At 68.2% G+C, this 16,229-nt stretch carries 14 protein-coding genes; 11 read left to right on the forward strand and 3 right to left on the reverse strand.

Annotated elements, in window-relative coordinates:
- Positions 1–18 precede the first annotated feature (18 nt).
- From CDN99_RS17975 to CDN99_RS18025, 11 genes are all read left to right on the forward strand, one after another.
- Positions 19–582, forward strand: coding sequence for an acyltransferase (locus CDN99_RS17975; protein ID WP_088386271.1), 564 nt, complete (start codon positions 19–21; stop codon positions 580–582).
- The gene (locus CDN99_RS17980; RefSeq protein ID WP_158218878.1) at positions 579–1,940 is read left to right on the forward strand and encodes a DegT/DnrJ/EryC1/StrS family aminotransferase; all 1,362 of its coding nucleotides are present in this window, start codon (positions 579–581) and stop codon (positions 1,938–1,940) included. The genes CDN99_RS17975 and CDN99_RS17980 overlap by 4 nt, the downstream gene beginning before the upstream one ends.
- A complete protein-coding gene (locus tag CDN99_RS17985; protein WP_088386273.1) occupies positions 1,937–3,241 on the forward strand; it encodes a lipopolysaccharide biosynthesis protein in 1,305 nt (434 codons plus the stop codon). Before CDN99_RS17980 ends, CDN99_RS17985 begins: the two co-directional genes overlap by 4 nt.
- Positions 3,242–3,248: 7 nt before the next feature.
- Entirely contained in the window at positions 3,249–4,385 is a 1,137-nt protein-coding gene (locus CDN99_RS17990; protein ID WP_088386274.1) for a glycosyltransferase, read from the forward strand.
- A 6-nt stretch (positions 4,386–4,391) separates the two neighbouring features.
- Complete coding sequence (locus CDN99_RS17995) at positions 4,392–5,606, forward strand: glycosyltransferase family 4 protein (RefSeq protein ID WP_088386275.1); 1,215 nt, start codon at positions 4,392–4,394, stop codon at positions 5,604–5,606.
- Positions 5,607–5,700: 94 nt separating this feature from the next.
- Positions 5,701–6,426 (forward strand): class I SAM-dependent methyltransferase, encoded by a 726-nt coding sequence (locus CDN99_RS18000; protein ID WP_088386276.1) that lies wholly within the window; start codon positions 5,701–5,703, stop codon positions 6,424–6,426.
- Complete coding sequence (locus CDN99_RS18005; protein ID WP_088386277.1) at positions 6,423–7,604, forward strand: DegT/DnrJ/EryC1/StrS family aminotransferase; 1,182 nt, start codon at positions 6,423–6,425, stop codon at positions 7,602–7,604. Before CDN99_RS18000 ends, CDN99_RS18005 begins: the two co-directional genes overlap by 4 nt.
- A 15-nt stretch (positions 7,605–7,619) precedes the next feature.
- Complete coding sequence (locus tag CDN99_RS18010) at positions 7,620–8,213, forward strand: sugar transferase (RefSeq protein ID WP_088386278.1); 594 nt, start codon at positions 7,620–7,622, stop codon at positions 8,211–8,213.
- Positions 8,214–8,245: 32 nt separating this feature from the next.
- Entirely contained in the window at positions 8,246–10,153 is a 1,908-nt protein-coding gene (locus tag CDN99_RS18015) for a polysaccharide biosynthesis protein (protein WP_088386436.1), read from the forward strand.
- The gene (locus CDN99_RS18020) at positions 10,150–11,049 is read left to right on the forward strand and encodes a PI-PLC domain-containing protein (RefSeq protein WP_141100852.1); all 900 of its coding nucleotides are present in this window, start codon (positions 10,150–10,152) and stop codon (positions 11,047–11,049) included. The genes CDN99_RS18015 and CDN99_RS18020 overlap by 4 nt, the downstream gene beginning before the upstream one ends.
- On the forward strand, positions 10,953–12,473 hold the full coding sequence (locus tag CDN99_RS18025) for an alkaline phosphatase family protein (protein WP_158218879.1): 1,521 nt from the start codon (positions 10,953–10,955) through the stop codon (positions 12,471–12,473). Before CDN99_RS18020 ends, CDN99_RS18025 begins: the two co-directional genes overlap by 97 nt.
- Positions 12,474–12,576: 103 nt before the next feature.
- On the opposite strand, the gene CDN99_RS18030 is transcribed toward CDN99_RS18025, so the two are convergent.
- Genes CDN99_RS18030 through CDN99_RS18040 form a run of 3 tightly spaced genes read right to left on the reverse strand, consistent with a single transcriptional unit; the run spans position 12,577 to position 16,221 of the window.
- Positions 12,577–13,800, reverse strand: coding sequence for a glycosyltransferase (locus CDN99_RS18030; RefSeq protein ID WP_088386281.1), 1,224 nt, complete (start codon positions 13,798–13,800; stop codon positions 12,577–12,579).
- A complete protein-coding gene (locus CDN99_RS18035; protein ID WP_141100854.1) occupies positions 13,801–14,817 on the reverse strand; it encodes a glycosyltransferase in 1,017 nt (338 codons plus the stop codon).
- A gap of 42 nt (positions 14,818–14,859) precedes the next feature.
- Positions 14,860–16,221 carry a hypothetical protein gene (locus tag CDN99_RS18040; RefSeq protein ID WP_141100855.1) on the reverse strand — a complete coding sequence of 454 codons (1,362 nt, stop codon included), beginning with the start codon at positions 16,219–16,221 and terminating at the stop codon, positions 14,860–14,862.
- Between the last annotated feature and the right edge of the window lie 8 nt (positions 16,222–16,229).

Consider the following 16,229-nt stretch of genomic DNA (forward strand, 5'->3'; position numbering starts at 1 on the left):
CGGAGGAGCACGCGGCCGATGGCGCTCTGGGGCTACACGCTGGATGCGGTGCGCGCGCGGGTGCGCGCGCGGGTCGCCGCATGGCTGGGCCTGCGCGTCGGCGCCGGGGCGCGGATCCATCCTGGCGCGCGCGTGCGTTCCGGCGCAGGCAGCGCGTTGGGCGAGGGCGCCATCCTCTATCGCGACGTGCAGCTCCTTGCCACCGGCGCCGGGGGGTTCACCATCGGCGCGCGCAGCCACATCGCGCCGGGCGGCTACCTGCTGGTCGCCGGCCAGCGGCTGACGATCGGCGACGACGTCGCCATCGGCCCCGGCCTGATGCTGTTCTGCGAATCCAACGCGGTCGTCGCGCAGGGGTTGTTCCGCGAGGCTTATGAACGCGCCGATGTCCGCATCGGCAGCAACGCGTTCATCGGCGCACGCGTGACGGTGCTGCCCGGCAGCGTGATCGAGGACGGCGTCGTCGTCGCGGCCCATGCGCTGGTGCGGGGTCGCCTGGCGTCAGGCTGGGTGTACGGCGGCGTGCCGGCGAAGCCGCTCCACCGGATCGATGGTGCCCCGGCGCCATCGGCCAGCCCGTGAAGGGTCACGTCGCCGGCGCGCTGCGCTGGCGTGACCTGCCGGCGGCGCTGTGGCATTGGCTCCAGCGCGGCAGCGCCAGCGGCGGGGACTTCCGGGCCGCCTTCGCGCGCAGTCTGGGCGTCGACGCGGACGAAGTCCGACTGTTCGGCGCCGGTCGCGCGGCGCTGCATGCGTTCACCGCGTCGCTGGACCTGCCGCGCGGCGCCGAGGTGTTGCTGCCCGGCTATACCTGCGTCGTGGTGCCCAATGTGTTCATGCACCTGGGACTGGAGGTCCGCTACGTCGACATCCCGCCCGACGATTTCAATCCGACCGCCGAAGCCTTGTCCGCCGCGATCACCCCGGCGACGCGGCTGGTCGTCGTGCCGCACAACTTCGGTTTCGTCACCGAGGGCCTGGATGCGCTGATGGCACGTCATCCGCACGTGGTCTTCGTCGAGGACGCCGCGCACGCCTGGGGCGGCACGGATCGCGCGGGTCGCCGCGCGGGGACGCTGGGACATGCGGCGTTCTTCAGCTTCGAGTTCTCCAAGCCGCTGACCACGGGCACCGGTGGCGCGCTGGTGATCCACGACGCCGCACTGCGCGAGCGCTTTGCCCAGCGCTTGCCCGGGCTGCACGCGCCGTCCAGGGGCGTGGTGCTGCGGCAGTTGCTGACGTTGTGCTGGCATCGCCTGACGATGAGCCTGCCGCGCGCCGCGCTGCAGACGCTGACGGCCGCGCTGCGGATGCCGTCGCGGATGTTGGGCCTCGTCGCCAAGACGCCGGACAGCGAGATCAACGGCGACAGCCAGCCCGACTACCTCGCCGGCCTGCATCCGCTCAGCGCCGCGCTGGGCCTGGTGCAGGCGCGCCGCTTCGAGGCGATCCACGCGCTGCGTCGCAGCCAGGCGGCGGACTACGACGCGCTGCTGACCAACCTTCCGGGATGGCGGCGACCCTCGGCGGCATCGGCATCGGCATCGGCATCGGCATCGCCATCGAACATGCCGTCCGTCGGACCGGTGCTGCTGCGATATCCGCTCTTGCTGCCCGATACCGCCACGCGAGACGCCGCGATCCGTGACCTGGAAGTCGTCGGCATCGTGGGCGGCACCTGGTTCGACGACGTCGTGCATCCGCGTGGCAGCCGTCGTTTCTGCTATGCCGAGGGGGATTGCCCGAACGGCGAGCGCGCCGCGCGGACGGTGCTCAACCTGCCGCTGGGCCAGCACGCGCGGCTGTCGCCGTCGCAACGAGCCGCCGTGCGCGCGATCGCCGAGCGGCATGGCGGACTGGATGACTCCGGCGTCTTCGGCGTCCGCGAAGCAGGCGCTCGGCATGCCGGATCCGGCGCCGCGAGGGCATCCTCGCCATGACCGTGCGCCGCCGCTTCGCCCAACTCGCCAGCGCATCGATGCTGACGCAGGCCATTCCGATGCTGGTCGCGCCGCTGCTGACGCGCTGGTATGGCGCGGAGGCGCTGGGCCATTGGGCGCTGTTCATCGCGCTGTCGGCCAACCTGGCGACGATCGCCAACGCCCGCTACGAGTTCGCCATCGTCATCCCGCGGCGCGACGGCGAGGCGGCACTGCTGTTGCAGCTGGCGCTGTGGATCGCGCTGGCCATGGGCCTGCTGACGGCGGTCGGCGCCGGCGCGTGGCACCTGCTGATGGCGCATCACGCCAGGCTCGGCGGGCGGTGGGTCTCGCTGGATGCGCTCGATCCCTGGCTGCTGATGCTGGCGCCGGTCGTCGCGCTGGCGGGCATGCAGCAGGCGCTCAGTCTTTGGAACAACCGCCAGGGTCAGTTCGCCGTGATCGCGCAGGCGCGCGTGCTGCAGCAGGGCGTGATGGCCGCGGCGCAGGCCGCGGCGGCGCTGGGCGGCCTGGCCAGCGTCGCCGCGCTGATCCTGTCGCAGAGCCTGGCCGCGTTGCTCGCGCCGCTGTGGCTGCTGCTGCGCGGCAGCCGCTGGCGCCGCGCGACGCGACTGGATGGCGCGGGCAAGTCCTGGCACTGGCGTCATCTGCGCCGGCTGGCCTGGCGCCACAGGCAGTTCCCGCTGCTCAACAGCCCGCATGCCTTCGTCAACGCGGCGCAGGAGACCCTGGTGCTTGCCCTCATCGCCGCCTGGTCCGACGCTGCGACGGCCGGCTACTACGCGCTGATGGTGCGGCTGGTGAAGGCTCCGGCCACGCTCGTCGGCGGGGCGTTGTCGGAGGCGCTGCTGGGCGAGCTGGCGCGCGACTGGCAGCGCGGCGTCGACCTGCGACCGCGCCTGTTGCGCGGCATCCGCCTGCTGGCGATGGTGGCGCTGCCTGGCATGGCGGTGCTGATCGCTGTCGGCCCGATGCTCTTCGGCTGGCTGCTGGGCGCCGACTGGGCCCGTGCCGGCGAATACGGCCGCTGGCTCGCGCCCTACGTGGCGGCGCATTTCATCGCGGCGCCGCTGACGGTCACGCCCATGGTGACGGGCCGTCAGCGCGGCGCGCTGCTCTTCAGCCTGATCGGCAACGTGCTGTACGTGCTGCCGGTGGCGCTGGTGCTGAGCTCGGGCGGCTCGCTGACGTGGGCGTTGGGCGCCATCTCGGTGTTGCTGCCGATCTATTTCGCGATCTATCTGGGATGGCTGGTGCGGGGCGCGGCACCGCGGCCGGCCGCCCACGGAGCCCTGGCATGAGGCTGGCATGAGACTGGTACTGATCGGAGACGGCGAGAGCCCGCACCTCCTCAAATGGGCCCGCGCGCTGTCCGAGCAGCGCGGCGTCGAGCTGTGGGCGGCGTCCACGCGCGACTTCGCGCCCGAGTTCCACTTCCTGATCCCCGAGGATCGCCGGCTGGCGATGAACACGGATCCTGCGCATGCCGGCGGCAACATCGCCGTGCTGACGCAACTGCCCAAGCTCGGCGCGTGGCTGAAGAAGGTCGATGCCGACTGGCTGCATGCGCACTACTTGACCTCGCACGGCACGCTGGCGTGGGCCGCTCGCCGCGGCTGGAAGCTGCGCGCGCGCATCGCCGGCTCCGCGTGGGGCAGCGACATCCTCGTCGCGCCCAACCAGGGCTGGGCCTACCGCTGGCTGACGACGCAGGTGCTGAAGGCGTGCGCGGTCACGACCTCGGACTCGGAGCACATGAGCGCCCGCATGCGCGAGCTCGGCGCCGCCGAGGTCATGACCTTCCCCTTCGGGCTCGAAGCGATGCCCAGGCAGAACGTGCGCAAGCAGCCGTGGCTGTTCTACGCCAACCGCGGCCTGGAGCCCATCTACCGCCCGCATCGCGTGATCGAGGTCTTCGCCGCCGTCGCCGCGAGGCAGCCCGAGGCGCGGCTGGTCGTGGCCAACGACGGCTCGCTGCGCGGCGCGCTGCAGGAGCAGGTGAAGTCGCTCGGCCTGGCCGAGCGCGTCGAATTCGTCGGCCGCCTCGACGCGACGTCGCAAGGCCGCAGGTACGCGCCGGCGCGCTGGTTCCTGAGCCTGCCGCAGAGCGATTCGGTGTCGGTCTCGGTGCTGGAGGCGATGGCGCACGAGTGCCTGCCCATTCTTTCCGACCTGCCCGCCAATCACGAGGTGCTGGGCACCGCCGGCAGCCTGGAGCTGGTGCAGCCCGAGACGCTGCTCGGCCGCCACGGCCTGATCCTGAAGGACGGCGACGACCTCGGCGCGTTGCCGGACCGGCTGCAGATGCTGGTCGGCCAGAGCGACGTGGCGGGCCAGTCCGTCGACGCCGACCGCCTGGGCGCCGCCAATCGCGCGTGGGTCGCGGAACACGCGATGTTCGCCCCCGCCGTCACGAAATTTGTCGCGCGCCTGGCGCGCGCTTGAGACCTCATGAAGCTGCTGTTGATCAACCACTACGCCGGCTCCCCGAAGCACGGCATGGAATTCCGTCCCTTCTACCTGGCCCGCGAGTGGGTGCGGGCGGGGCACTCGGCGCTGATCCTGGCGGCGTCGTACTCGCACGTGCGCAGCACGCAGCCGGACCCCGGCATCGCGCAGTTCAACGGCGTCAACTATCACTTCTACGAAACGCCGACCTACGACGGCAACGGCATGGGCCGCATGAAAAACATCCTCTCCTTCTGCCGGCAGGTGTGGAAGGACGCGGACATCCTGGCGCGCGAGTTCGAGCCCGATGTGGTGATCGCGTCCAGCACCTACCCGATGGATGTGTGGGTGGCGCGGCGCATCGCCCGGCTGGCCAAGGCCAAGCTCGTCTACGAGGTCCACGACCTGTGGCCGCTGTCCCCGATCGAGCTCTCCGGCATGTCCAGGTGGCATCCCTTCGCGCTGCTGTGCCAGAAGGCCGAGAACGACGCCTACCGCGATGCCGACGTCGTCGTGTCGATGCTGCCGAAGGTGCACCAGCACATGGCCGCGCACGGGCTGGACCTGAGCAAGCTGCACATCGTCCCCAACGGCATCACGCTGGACGAGTGGTCCGAGCACGGCGAGCCCCTGGACGCGGCGATCCAGGCGCACCTCGCCACGCAGCGCGCGGCCGGGCGGACCGTCGTCGGTTACGCCGGGTCGATGGGCGAGCCCAACGCGCTCGACGTGTTGCTGGACGCCGCCCGGCAACTGAAGGACAAGCCGCTGAGCTTCGTGCTGGTCGGCGGCGGCCACCTGCGGGACAAGCTCCAGGCGCGCGTGCGCGACGAGGGCCTGACCAACGTCGCGATGTTCCCCGCGATCCCCAAGGCGCAGATCCCGTCGCTGCTGAAGGGGTTCGACATCGCGTACATCGGCTGGCAGCGCACGCCGATCTATCGTTTCGGCATCGCGCCCAACAAGCTGATGGATTACATGATGGCGCAGCGGCCGGTGCTGCATTCCGTGGAGGCGGGCAACGACCCGGTGGCCGAGGCCGGCGCCGGGCTGACGGTGCCGCCGCAGGACGCGAAGGCGGTGGCGGACGGGCTGCTGAAGCTCGCCGCCGTGCCGGCCGACGAGCGCGCGGCGATGGGCCGTCGCGGGCGCGAGTTCGTGCTGGCGCATCACACCTACCCGGTGCTGGCCAAGCGCTTCATCGACGCGGTGTCTTGAGCGTCGACCGGCCTTTCCGCGCTTCCACGCTTTCCACGTTCTTCCCAGCAGTCCCGATCAACGCAGTCCTCACCCCGGCTCCGCCGACGACGACATGACCCAGGACCGAGAACTCCAGGCCATCATCCAGCGTTATGCCCGCCGCGACGAGCGTCTCGCGGGGCTGGAGCGCTACAGCCTGCTGCGCCCGGAGGTGTGGCAGATGCTGCACGAGCGCCAGGCCGCGATGCTGCGGCTGCTGGCGTCGCATGCGGCCGAGAACGACGTGGCCATGGGCCCCGTGGCGCAGTGGCGCATGACCGAGGTCGGTTGCGGCGCTGGCGGCAACCTGATGGACATGCTGCGGCTGGGCCTGCTGCCGCAGCACCTGACCGGCGTCGAGCTGCTGCCCGAGCGCCTCGAGGCGGCCCGCGCCGTGCTGCCCGCGCCGCTGCGGCTGCTGGCCGGCGATGCGTCGCAGGCGGACGTCGAGCCCGGCAGCCAGGACCTGGTGCTGCAGTCGACGGTGTTCTCCTCGATCCTGGACGACGACCTGCAGCGCCGCCTGGCGGGTGCGATGTGGCGCTGGCTGAAGCCGGGCGGGGCGGTGATCTGGTACGACTTCATCGTCGACAATCCGCGCAATCCCGACGTCCGGGGCGTGCCGCTGCGGCGCGTGCGCGCGCTGTTTCCGCAGGGGCGGGCGACGGTGCGCCGCGTCACGCTGGCCCCTCCGATCGCGCGCGCCGTGTGCCGCATCCACCCCGGCGCCTACCGCGTCCTCAACACGCTTCCCTTCCTGCGCAGCCACGTGCTGGCGCTGATCACCAAACCATCATGAGCCACTCCAGCGAGCCCAAGCTCCCCTTCCTGCCCTTCGCGCTGCCCGAGCTCGGCGAGGAGGAAATCGCCGAGGTCGTCGATACGCTGCGCAGCGGCTGGATCACGACCGGCCCCAAGGCCAAGCGCTTCGAGCAGGCCTTCGCCGACTTCCTGGGCGAGCCGCAGATCGAATGCATCGCGGTCAACTCCGCGACCGCCGGCCTGCACCTGGCGCTGGAAGCCTTGGGCATCGGCCCCGGCGACGAGGTCATCACCACGACCCACACGTTCACGGCGACCGCCGAGGTGGTGCGCTACATGGGCGCGGACGTGGTGCTGGTGGACATCGACCCGAAGACGATGAACATCGCCATCGACCAGATCGAGGCCGCCATCACGCCGCGGACGAAGGCGATCATCCCGGTGCACTACGCCGGCCTGGCGGTGGACATGCTGGCGGTGCTGGACATCGCACGCCGGCACGGGCTGAAGGTCGTCGAGGACGCGGCGCACGCGCTGCCCACGACGCTGGAGAAGGAGCTGATCGGCACCATGGGCAGCAATGCCACGGTGTTCAGCTTCTACGCCAACAAGACGATGACGACGGGCGAGGGCGGCATGCTGGTGACGCGCGACGCGGAACTGGCCAAGCGCGCCCGCGTGATGCGCCTGCACGGCATCAACCGCGATGCGTTCGACCGCTTCACGGCGAAGGTGCCGAGCTGGTACTACGAGATCGTCGCGCCCGGCTTCAAGTACAACCTGACCGACATCGCCGCCGCGATGGGCCTGCACCAGCTCAAGCGGCTGCCCGCGTTCCAGCAGCGCCGCGAGGCCATCGCGCAGCGCTACCTGGAGGCGCTGTCCGACCTCCCGCTGATCCTGCCGCCGCAGGCGCCGGAGGGCGACGTCCACAGCTGGCACCTCTTCGTGCTGCGCCTGTCCGACGACGCCGAGGTGACGCGCGACGAATTCATCGAGCGCCTGTTCGAGTCCGGCATCGGCTGCAGCGTGCATTACGTGCCGCTGCACCAGCACCCGTACTGGAAGGAGCGCTACGGCCTGACGGCGGAGATGTTCCCGCAGTCGCAGAAGGCCTACGAGCGCACGGTGACGATCCCGCTGTACACGGCGATGACGGACGCGCAGGTCGAGCGCGTCGTCGCCGCGGTGCGCGCCGCGCTGGGTTTCGCGTAAGGGGCGGGACGGCCCATGGCCAAGCGTCTGTTCGACATCGTCTGCGCGGGCCTGGGCCTGCTGCTGCTGAGCCCGCTGCTGCTGGTCGTGGCGGCGTGGATCAAGCTGGACTCGGCGGGGCCGGTGATGTTCCGGCAGGAGCGGGTGGGGCGCTTCGGCAAGCCCTTCCGCATCCACAAGTTCCGGACGATGCGGGTGGACGCGCCGGCGCTGGGTCCGCAGATCACCGTCGGCGCGGACGCGCGGATCACCCGCAGCGGGCAATGGCTGCGGGCGACGAAGATCGACGAGCTGCCGCAGCTGTGGGATGTACTGCGCGGCGCGATGAGCCTGGTGGGACCGCGGCCCGAAGTGCCGCGCTACGTGGCGATGTATCCGGCGGAGCTGCGCGAGGTGGTGCTGTCGGTGCGGCCGGGCATCACCGATCCGGCATCGTTGAGCTTCCGTGACGAGAGCGAGCTGCTGGCGCGGGCGGAGGATCCGGAGCGCGAGTATGTGGAAGTCGTCATGCCGATGAAGCTGCGGCTGGCGGCGGACTATGTGCGCAACGCCAGCCTGGCCGGGGATGTGCGCCTGATCCTGGCGACGCTGGGCGCGTTGAAGGCATGAGCGGGGCCCGACCGATGAAAGAGAAGAACGCGATGAACTGGTTGTCCCTGGATGCCTTCCTGACGCGCATTCGCCCGTACCGCGAGGCGCTGGCATTGGCGCTGGACATGGTGGCCGTGGCGCTGGCGTGGCAGGCGACCTACCTGTTCCGACTGGGCTTCGAGCGCTGGTTCAGCGCGCGGCCCGCGTACGACCATTGGGTGATGCTGGCCGTGGTGGTGGCCTATGCGGCGGTGCTGAAGCTGTTCCGCGTGCCCAAGGGGATGTGGCGCTTCAGCGGCTTCGGCGAGGTGAAGCGGCTGGCGGCGGTGTGCATCGTGTCGGGCCTGATCGCGGCGGTGGCGGTGCTGATGGCACAACTGACGGCGGTACCGCGCGCGGTGCTGGCGCTGCATCCGGTCTTCACGCTGATGGCGCTGGCGATGATGCGCATGGCCTATCGGATGCTCTACGAGCACATGCGCAGCCGCATCAGCGGCAGCGCGCTGGAGCAGCGCCGCGCGCTGGTGATGGGCGCGGGCGACGCCGGGCGGCTGCTGGTGGCCGGGATCCAGCACCAGCAGGGCTGGGTGGTGGTTGGGTACCTGGACGACGCGCCGGAGAAGCGCGGCGCGCGGGTGGCCGGGGTGCCGGTGATCGGCACGCTGGAGGATGCGACGCGGCAGGCGGACATGCATGGGATCACGCATGTGATCGTGGCGATGCCCGCGGCGACGACGGTGGAGCGGCGTCGCGCGCTGGACCTGGCCGGGAAGACCGGGCTGGCAGTGCTGACGGTGCCGAGCAGCCAGGAGTTGCTGGCGGGCCGGGCGGTGAATCAGGTGCGGGACATCGAGCCGGAGGACCTGCTGGGGCGCGAGCCGGTCGAACTCGACGAGGGCGGCATCAGCGAGTGCATCGGCGGGAAGGTGGTGCTGATCACCGGGGCCGGCGGGTCGATCGGGTCGGAGCTGTGCCGGCAGGTGGCGCGGTACGGGCCGTCACGCATCGTGCTGTATGAGCTGAGCGAGTTCGCGCTGTACCGGATCGAGCAGGAGCTGAGCGAGGCGTTTCCGCATATTCCGCTGGTGAGGCTGATCGGGGATGTGAAGGATCTGGAGCATCTGCGGTTCGTGTTCGGGAAGTACCGGCCGCAGATCGTGTTCCATGCGGCGGCTTACAAGCATGTGCCGTTGATGGAGGAGGAGAACGCGTGGGCGGCGCTCCGGAACAACACGTTGGGGACGTATCAGGCCTGTCTTGCCGCCGCTGAGAACGACGTCGAGCGCTTCGTGCTGATCTCGACGGACAAGGCGGTGAATCCGACGAATGTGATGGGGGCGACGAAGCGGGCCGCAGAACTGGTCATCAGTCATATGGCGGGGCAGGGGCATGTCACCAAGTTCATGGCCGTCCGCTTCGGCAATGTGCTCGGATCAAGCGGGAGCGTGATTCCGAAGTTCAAGGAGCAGATCGCCAAGGGCGGGCCGGTGACGGTGACGCATCCGGACATCATTCGCTATTTCATGACGATTCCCGAGGCGGCGCGGCTCGTGCTGCAAGCGGGCGCGATCGGCGAGAGCGGGCAGGTGCTGGTGCTGGACATGGGCGATCCGGTGAGGATCGTGGAGCTGGCGAAGACGATGATTCGGATGGCGGGGCGCGCGGAGGAGGAGATCGGCATCCGGTTCACCGGACTGCGGCCCGGTGAAAAACTCTACGAGGAACTGATTGCCGACTCCGACAAGACGGTGCAGACGCGGATTGCGCGGGTGCGTATCGCGAGGCTGGCGCAGGCCAACGTCGACGGCGAACTTTCGCAGTGGTTGACCACGCTTCAAGATCACTTGCCTGACACGCGGGAGTCGGTCGTGACGGCGCTCAAACGCTGGGTGCTCGAATATGGGCAACCGGAGCGCCCGCTCGCCGGGGACGGCACGCCGACGGGAACGGCGCCTTGAATCGCGATCGAACACCTGTGGGCAGGCAGGGCGCGCGAGGCCGCGCCGTCATCGGTTTCGTGGGCGTGGCCCTGCTCGCCACGGTGGGGTTTCTGGCGACGAGCTGCGGGCGGCAATGGCTGCACCGGGTCGATTCGGCCGTGCTTGGCGAGCGCGGGACGGACACCTGGGCGCGCGTGCGCGGCTCCGAGGATTGGTCAGGCGTGGAGCCCTTGCGGCCGAACCAGGACTACGCCTGGCTGGCGGCCGCTGGCGCGCCGGTGCGCATCGCGCATGCGCTGGGGGAGTCCGACCTGCCCACCGCCAACACGCTGGGGGCGGCACGTCGGGCCTACCGAGCGGGCCTGCGTGTCCTGGAGGTCGATCTGGTGATGGAGGATGGCGAACTGCGCTGCCAACACGATCCAGGCCCTCAAGGTGATCTCGTGAAGGACGGCTGCACCTTCGAGACACTGCTGACCACCGTGCCAGGCGATGCATGGATCCTGCTCGACCTCAAGAGCGACTTCGAGGCGGCCGGGGAATACGTCGTGAACCGCATCAAGGGAACCGCCGATGCGCGACGTGTCGTGTTCCAGCTCTACCAACCCCAGGACTTCTCGTTGTTCAACCGATGGCAATCCAAAGCGGATCTGCCCGGCCCGGTCCTGACCACGTATCGCGTCCGCCGGAGCGTCGATCATGTCGCCCTGCAGGCCGGTCGGCTCGGTGTCGCAGCCCTCGCGGTTCCGCTCGATCGGCTGCCCGCCCTCTCGGTGAGACCCGCCGGCGCGGTGGTGCTGGCCCATCCTGTTCACGATTGCACCGCCTGGGCCGAGGCGATGCGTCGTGTCGACGGCGTCTACACGCTGTCCTCTCTCCAGTGCGCGCACTCCTTCAAGGTCGGTTCTTCATGAGTTTTATCTTCCGGACTGCTCGATCGCCTGCCGCGCAGCATGTCAATCGAGCAGCCTCCAGGGCCGCGCTGGCGGCTCGCTTCATCGTGATCGTTCTGGCGCTGCACGCGCCGTCGTGGTTGAGCGCCTGGATCTTCCAGGCACCGCGCGCCGAGGAGCGCCCGCTGTTCAACCTCGATCTGCTGCTCGGCGCCGCCATCGCCTGCGTCTCGTCCCTGGGCGGCGCGATCGTGCTGGTGTTGGCCTGGGCCGCGGACGGCGCGCGCTCGGCCGCCAAGAACTATCACTTCATGTCGACGGTCGACTTCGTCGATGCGGCGCGCTTCGCCGACATGCTGAACCTGCCGGCCCTGTTCTCCAGGTCTCTTCTGGGGGCCCTCGCAGGCGCCCTGGTGTGCCTGTGGCTGGTTCTGAGGCTGACACGGCGATCGCGCCAGCTCGCGCTGCCGCTGCTGGCGCTCGCGGTGCTCGCGGCGGGGTGTGACATTGCCAACGGGTCCTTTCACCTGTTCGGCCTGGACAAGGACAAGCGCGCCGTCAGCTTGAACTTCGCGGGCAGTCCAGCCTGGAATGTCTGGGCCTCGGAGCGTCAGAGCCTGCAGGCTGCCGGGCCGGGTGCCCGGATCACGAACCCGGTCACATACCGGGCCTTGCAGACCTGGCAGGCCGAGCACCCCGGACGGACCTCCCTGCTGGTCCTGGTCGAATCGATGGGACTGCCGCGCGATCCGGCGCTGCGTGGCTGGCTCCAGGGCCGGTTGATGACGTCGAGGCTGGCGGCTCGATGGGAGATGCAGTTTTCGGAAGAGGCGTTCAGCGGCTCGACGACCTTCGGCGAGCTCCGCACCTTGTGCGGACTGCATGTTCACTATTCGCGCCTGGATGATGAGCTCGCCGCGGGTTGCCTGCCGCGTCAACAGGCGGCGCAGGGGATGAGCAGCATTGGCATCCATGGCTTCGGCTTGCGCATGTTCGATCGATCGACCTGGTGGCCGCGAGTCGGACTGCGTCCCTGGAACTGGTTGGAGGGGGACGCGCCGAAGTCCATGAACTGCAATCCGGCCTTCCCGGGCGTCTGCGATGTCGACGTGCTGGCACAGGCCGTGAAGCAAGCGCAGGAGCCGCGCCGATTCGTGTACGCCCTCACGCTGGACACGCACCTGCCGCTGGATCTCAAGCGGTTGCCGCCGCTGCCCGTCGATCTTCTGAAGGCATGTTCCGCCTCGTCGACGCCGCTCGAAGCCTGCCAGTTGACGCGTCAGCTGGGCGATCTGTTGGCCCGGTTGGAATCGCTGCTGGCTGCGTCCGCTGCGACGCCGTTCCTCGTCGTCGTCGGCGATCACGCGCCGCCGTTCAGCGAGAGGTTCAACCGCGAGGCATTCGCGACGGACCGCGTGCCGCTGTTCGTCCTGAAGCCTCGCTGAAGACGGCGCGCTCAGCCGATGGCCGGGGCGCGCGCCCTGTCGAACGACCCGCGGCGCCGGTTGACGAGGACGACGGCGGAGGTTCGGAGCGCTCAGTACGCGTTCAAGGTGCGCTCAAGGGGTGTGCTTGAGGCATTCCCAAGCGCCTCGCGATGACATCCACCATCGGTTGCAGCATGGCTTCCCAGCTGTGATGGGATTCCACGTGGGCGCGCGCCGCCTGGGCCATCCGGCTCGCCGCGGCTCGATCGTCGAGCAGCCGGAGCACGCGTGCGGCAAATGAGGAAGGGTCGTCCGCGACGGCGAGCTCGACGCCGTCTCTTGCGTGGAATCCTTCCAGGCCGATCGAGGTGGACACGGTGGGAAGTCCCAGGGCCATGTATTCGAGCACCTTGTTCTGCACTCCTGCGCCAAGGCGCATCGGACAGACGCCGATGGCGCCGCCGTGTGCCGCGACCGCCACGCTGTCCACCTGGCCGGTGACGACGACCCCGTCGATGTGCTCCAGTTGCGTGCGTTCATTCGGGCCGATGCGACCGATCACGCGCAGGCGTACCTCCGGCCTGTCGCGCCGGATCAGGGGCAGAATCTCGCGCGCCATGTACTGCACGGCGTCGAGATTCTGCAAGGTGGTCATGTTGCCGATGAACACCAGATCGCCTGTGACGGGCGAGAAGTCGTAGGGCAGGCTCGACAGATCGACGCCGTTGGAAACCACTGTGACCCGGGCCAGGCGACCGGCATCGTTGCCGAACAGGAATTCGCGGTCGATCGCGGAGACCAGGAACGAGTGGTCGAAGTCATCGACGACGGCCCGTTCGTAGGCCTCCAGGCGCTCGCTTTCGATGCGATAGACCTGCGAGCGCAGGTCCAGCGAAGCGCGCCGCTCACGGCCGACGCGGGCGTAGTTCAACGAGATGGCATCGGTCATCTCGAGAAACTTGGGCTGCGGTAGATCGCGAATCGCGTCCCCCGTGCGGATCAAGTGCGCCAACACGCCGTCATGCTCCGGCGCCAATGACTTGATGCGCCCGCGGAACTCGGCGGACCGGTAGTAGGCGTTCTGCAGCGGGGTTCGTGTGGGCAGCGCCAGCAGCGTGTTCAGACGTGAGCGCCACTTGGGCAGGTAGACGCGCTCGATGCGATCGAAAACACCGTCCATCGGCAGCGCCGAGGTCATCTCGGCTTCGCTCTCGCACAGGCTGAGCAGGGTGAGACGGAAATGCGCGGACAACACCTTGCAGATGAAGAAGATGCGCAGCCTGTCTCCACCGATGACCGGATAGGGATAACGAGGCGTGAGAATGAGCAGACGGGGGCGCAGCATTCAGAGGCCTGCCTTCAACCATTGACGGAGATTCCTTGCCAGCAACTTGTCTTCGGCCGGTTCCTGGGGCGGTAGCGCTGATCTGTCGATGCCCTCGATGACATGGACGGCCTGCGCAAAACTCTGGCTGTCGCCGTACAGCTGGACCGTGTGGTCCTTTTGGTCGCGGAAAGGCGGGATATTGGTGGCGATCGTGTACTTGGCGCAGCATTTGGCCTCCGCGATCGAGCGCCCGTAGCCCTCGTTGCGCGAATGCACCCATACCCAACGGGAGCGCATGTAGGCCTCCACGACCTCGCGGTCGGTCAGCCGAGGCAGGACGCGGATCAACGTCGGATCGATGTCCGGGTGCTCCGCGAGCCAGCGTTGCGTGATGGCCGTATCACCGGCCAAACCCAGCAGCGCCACGGGGATGCGCCGGTTGGCCAGGAACGACGCGTATAGATCCAGAGCGCCGCGCAGGTCCTTGTTCTGGCCCACGCCGGTGCAGAGCAGGACCTGGTCGCCTTGAGGGAAGCTCAGGCCCTTGATGGCGGCACGGAAGGTCCAAAAGCCGTTGGGCAGCACCATTCGTCGTGACTTGGAGAACGCCTTGAGCTTCTGCGCCACGCGGTAGGTGGCCGTCGAGACGCAGGCGACGTCGCGACCGAGCGCCGCATGCACGCATTGGGTGAAGCGGACGTAACGCGCGACCTTCGATTTGTCCCCTTTTCGATTGGGAATGAAATCGTGAACGATCAGCAGCGATCCCGGATGCAGGCTGCCCAGGACGGACGCGGTGTTGTAGGGGTATACGGCGCGCGAATGAAAGAGGGCCAGCACGGGCATCAGGAACTGCTCGTACAGCATGAACAGGACGTTCTGCGCTCCCTTCGGAAGACGCCGCGCCCACACCGGGCAGCACAGTTCAACGACATGGTGGCCATCCATTTCAAGCGCCTGACGCAGGTTCTTGCAATAGATGGGGATCCCTCTCTCCATGACGCCGGAGAAGAAGTTGAATATCAGAATTCGCATCGGATTCCAGAGTTCAGTCGTGTGGGCTTCGGCGGAGTGGCTTCAGTTCTGCGGCGACGAGGTCGCCGGATCTCCCTGGGAGGCCCGCTTCACCAGCAGGCCGATCAGCAGGAGATAAGGCAGGCTTTTCAGGATGAATACCAGCGGCTGCAGCAGTTCCGCGCGCAGGGTATAGAGGAACGCGGGAGCCAGGGCGCACAGCAGGGCCAGGCTGACGATGGTCTTGCGCCGTTCGAGGAATCGAAGCACGCCGTACAGCACGATCAGATAGAGGCTGGCGGCCAGCGGCCAGAACGGGCCGCTCATCAGCAGCACTTCGAAGATGAGCGATGAACTGACGCTGGTCAGCGGATTCGGATTGCCGGTGAGGCAGTAGTTGAATTCGCCGGACAGTTGCGCCCCGCTGCCGACGCCGATCAGCGTCCAGAATTGCGTGAACACCAGCGAGCCGTCCAGGTTCTTCAGGCATTGCGGTTGCGACGCCACCGCCAGCAGGCCGTTGACGATGGAGGCCAGGGAATCGAGCACGATCAGCAGATACTCGGACAGCGGAATCTCGAAGCCCTCCCGGAGGAAGGACACCATGGAGAGCGCCAGGAAGGCCGCCGCGAGCATGAGGGGCGACGATATCTTCTGAAACACCGTGGCGGCTTTGTCACGCTCGAAGAGCGAGAGGATGTATATCGCGGCAAGTACGCCGAAAAAGCCTTTGTTTCGAATGCCGATGACGATGTCGGAAATGATCAGGATCAGGCACGCGATCTGCATGAGCGGCCGGTTCCGGAAGAGCGCGATCCCGATGATGCCGGTCAGCAGGCTGCCGCCGCTGAGGACGCGAATCCAGGTGGGGACTGCGCTGAGCAGCGCCTCGCCGTCGATCCAGATGGCCAGGTGCCCGTACTCGCTTGAACTCAGGACGCCGAAGTACGCGCGAAGTTTGTACGCCTGTGCCAGAGCGACGGCTGCGAAGACGAAGTTGAAAGCCTTGTTCGGCTCGAAGGTGAATGGCTGATCGTCCTTCTGCTTGTCGGCGCCCTCGCAGTGGCTGAGTACCGTCAACAGATTGCCGATGCTCAACAGCCCGAGCAGGAAGTCGATCTGAGGGGCATCGTTGAGCGGATTGCTCAGGACCCAGGCGACGCACGGAATGCCGAAGAGAAGTCCGTAGCTGATGGCCATCACCAGAAAGAAGCCGAAGTTCTGCTTCCGCCGCCCGTACAAATGCAGGAAGCCGCCGAGATAACACGCCGAGACCAGGCGGATGGCCAGGGCGGTCTCTCCAATGGCGGCCAGGGCATAACCCACGCCCGTGAGGGCGGCAAAGGCGCAGAACCAGAGGAAGATCGCGGCGCCATTGGGGGGGACGCGCGGCACTGGAATCTTCATTGCTTCGGAAGTTGACACGCGGTCCT

It is taken from the genome of Roseateles aquatilis (genome assembly GCF_002205645.1).
Classification (GTDB): Bacteria; Pseudomonadota; Gammaproteobacteria; order Burkholderiales; family Burkholderiaceae_C; genus Roseateles; species Roseateles aquatilis.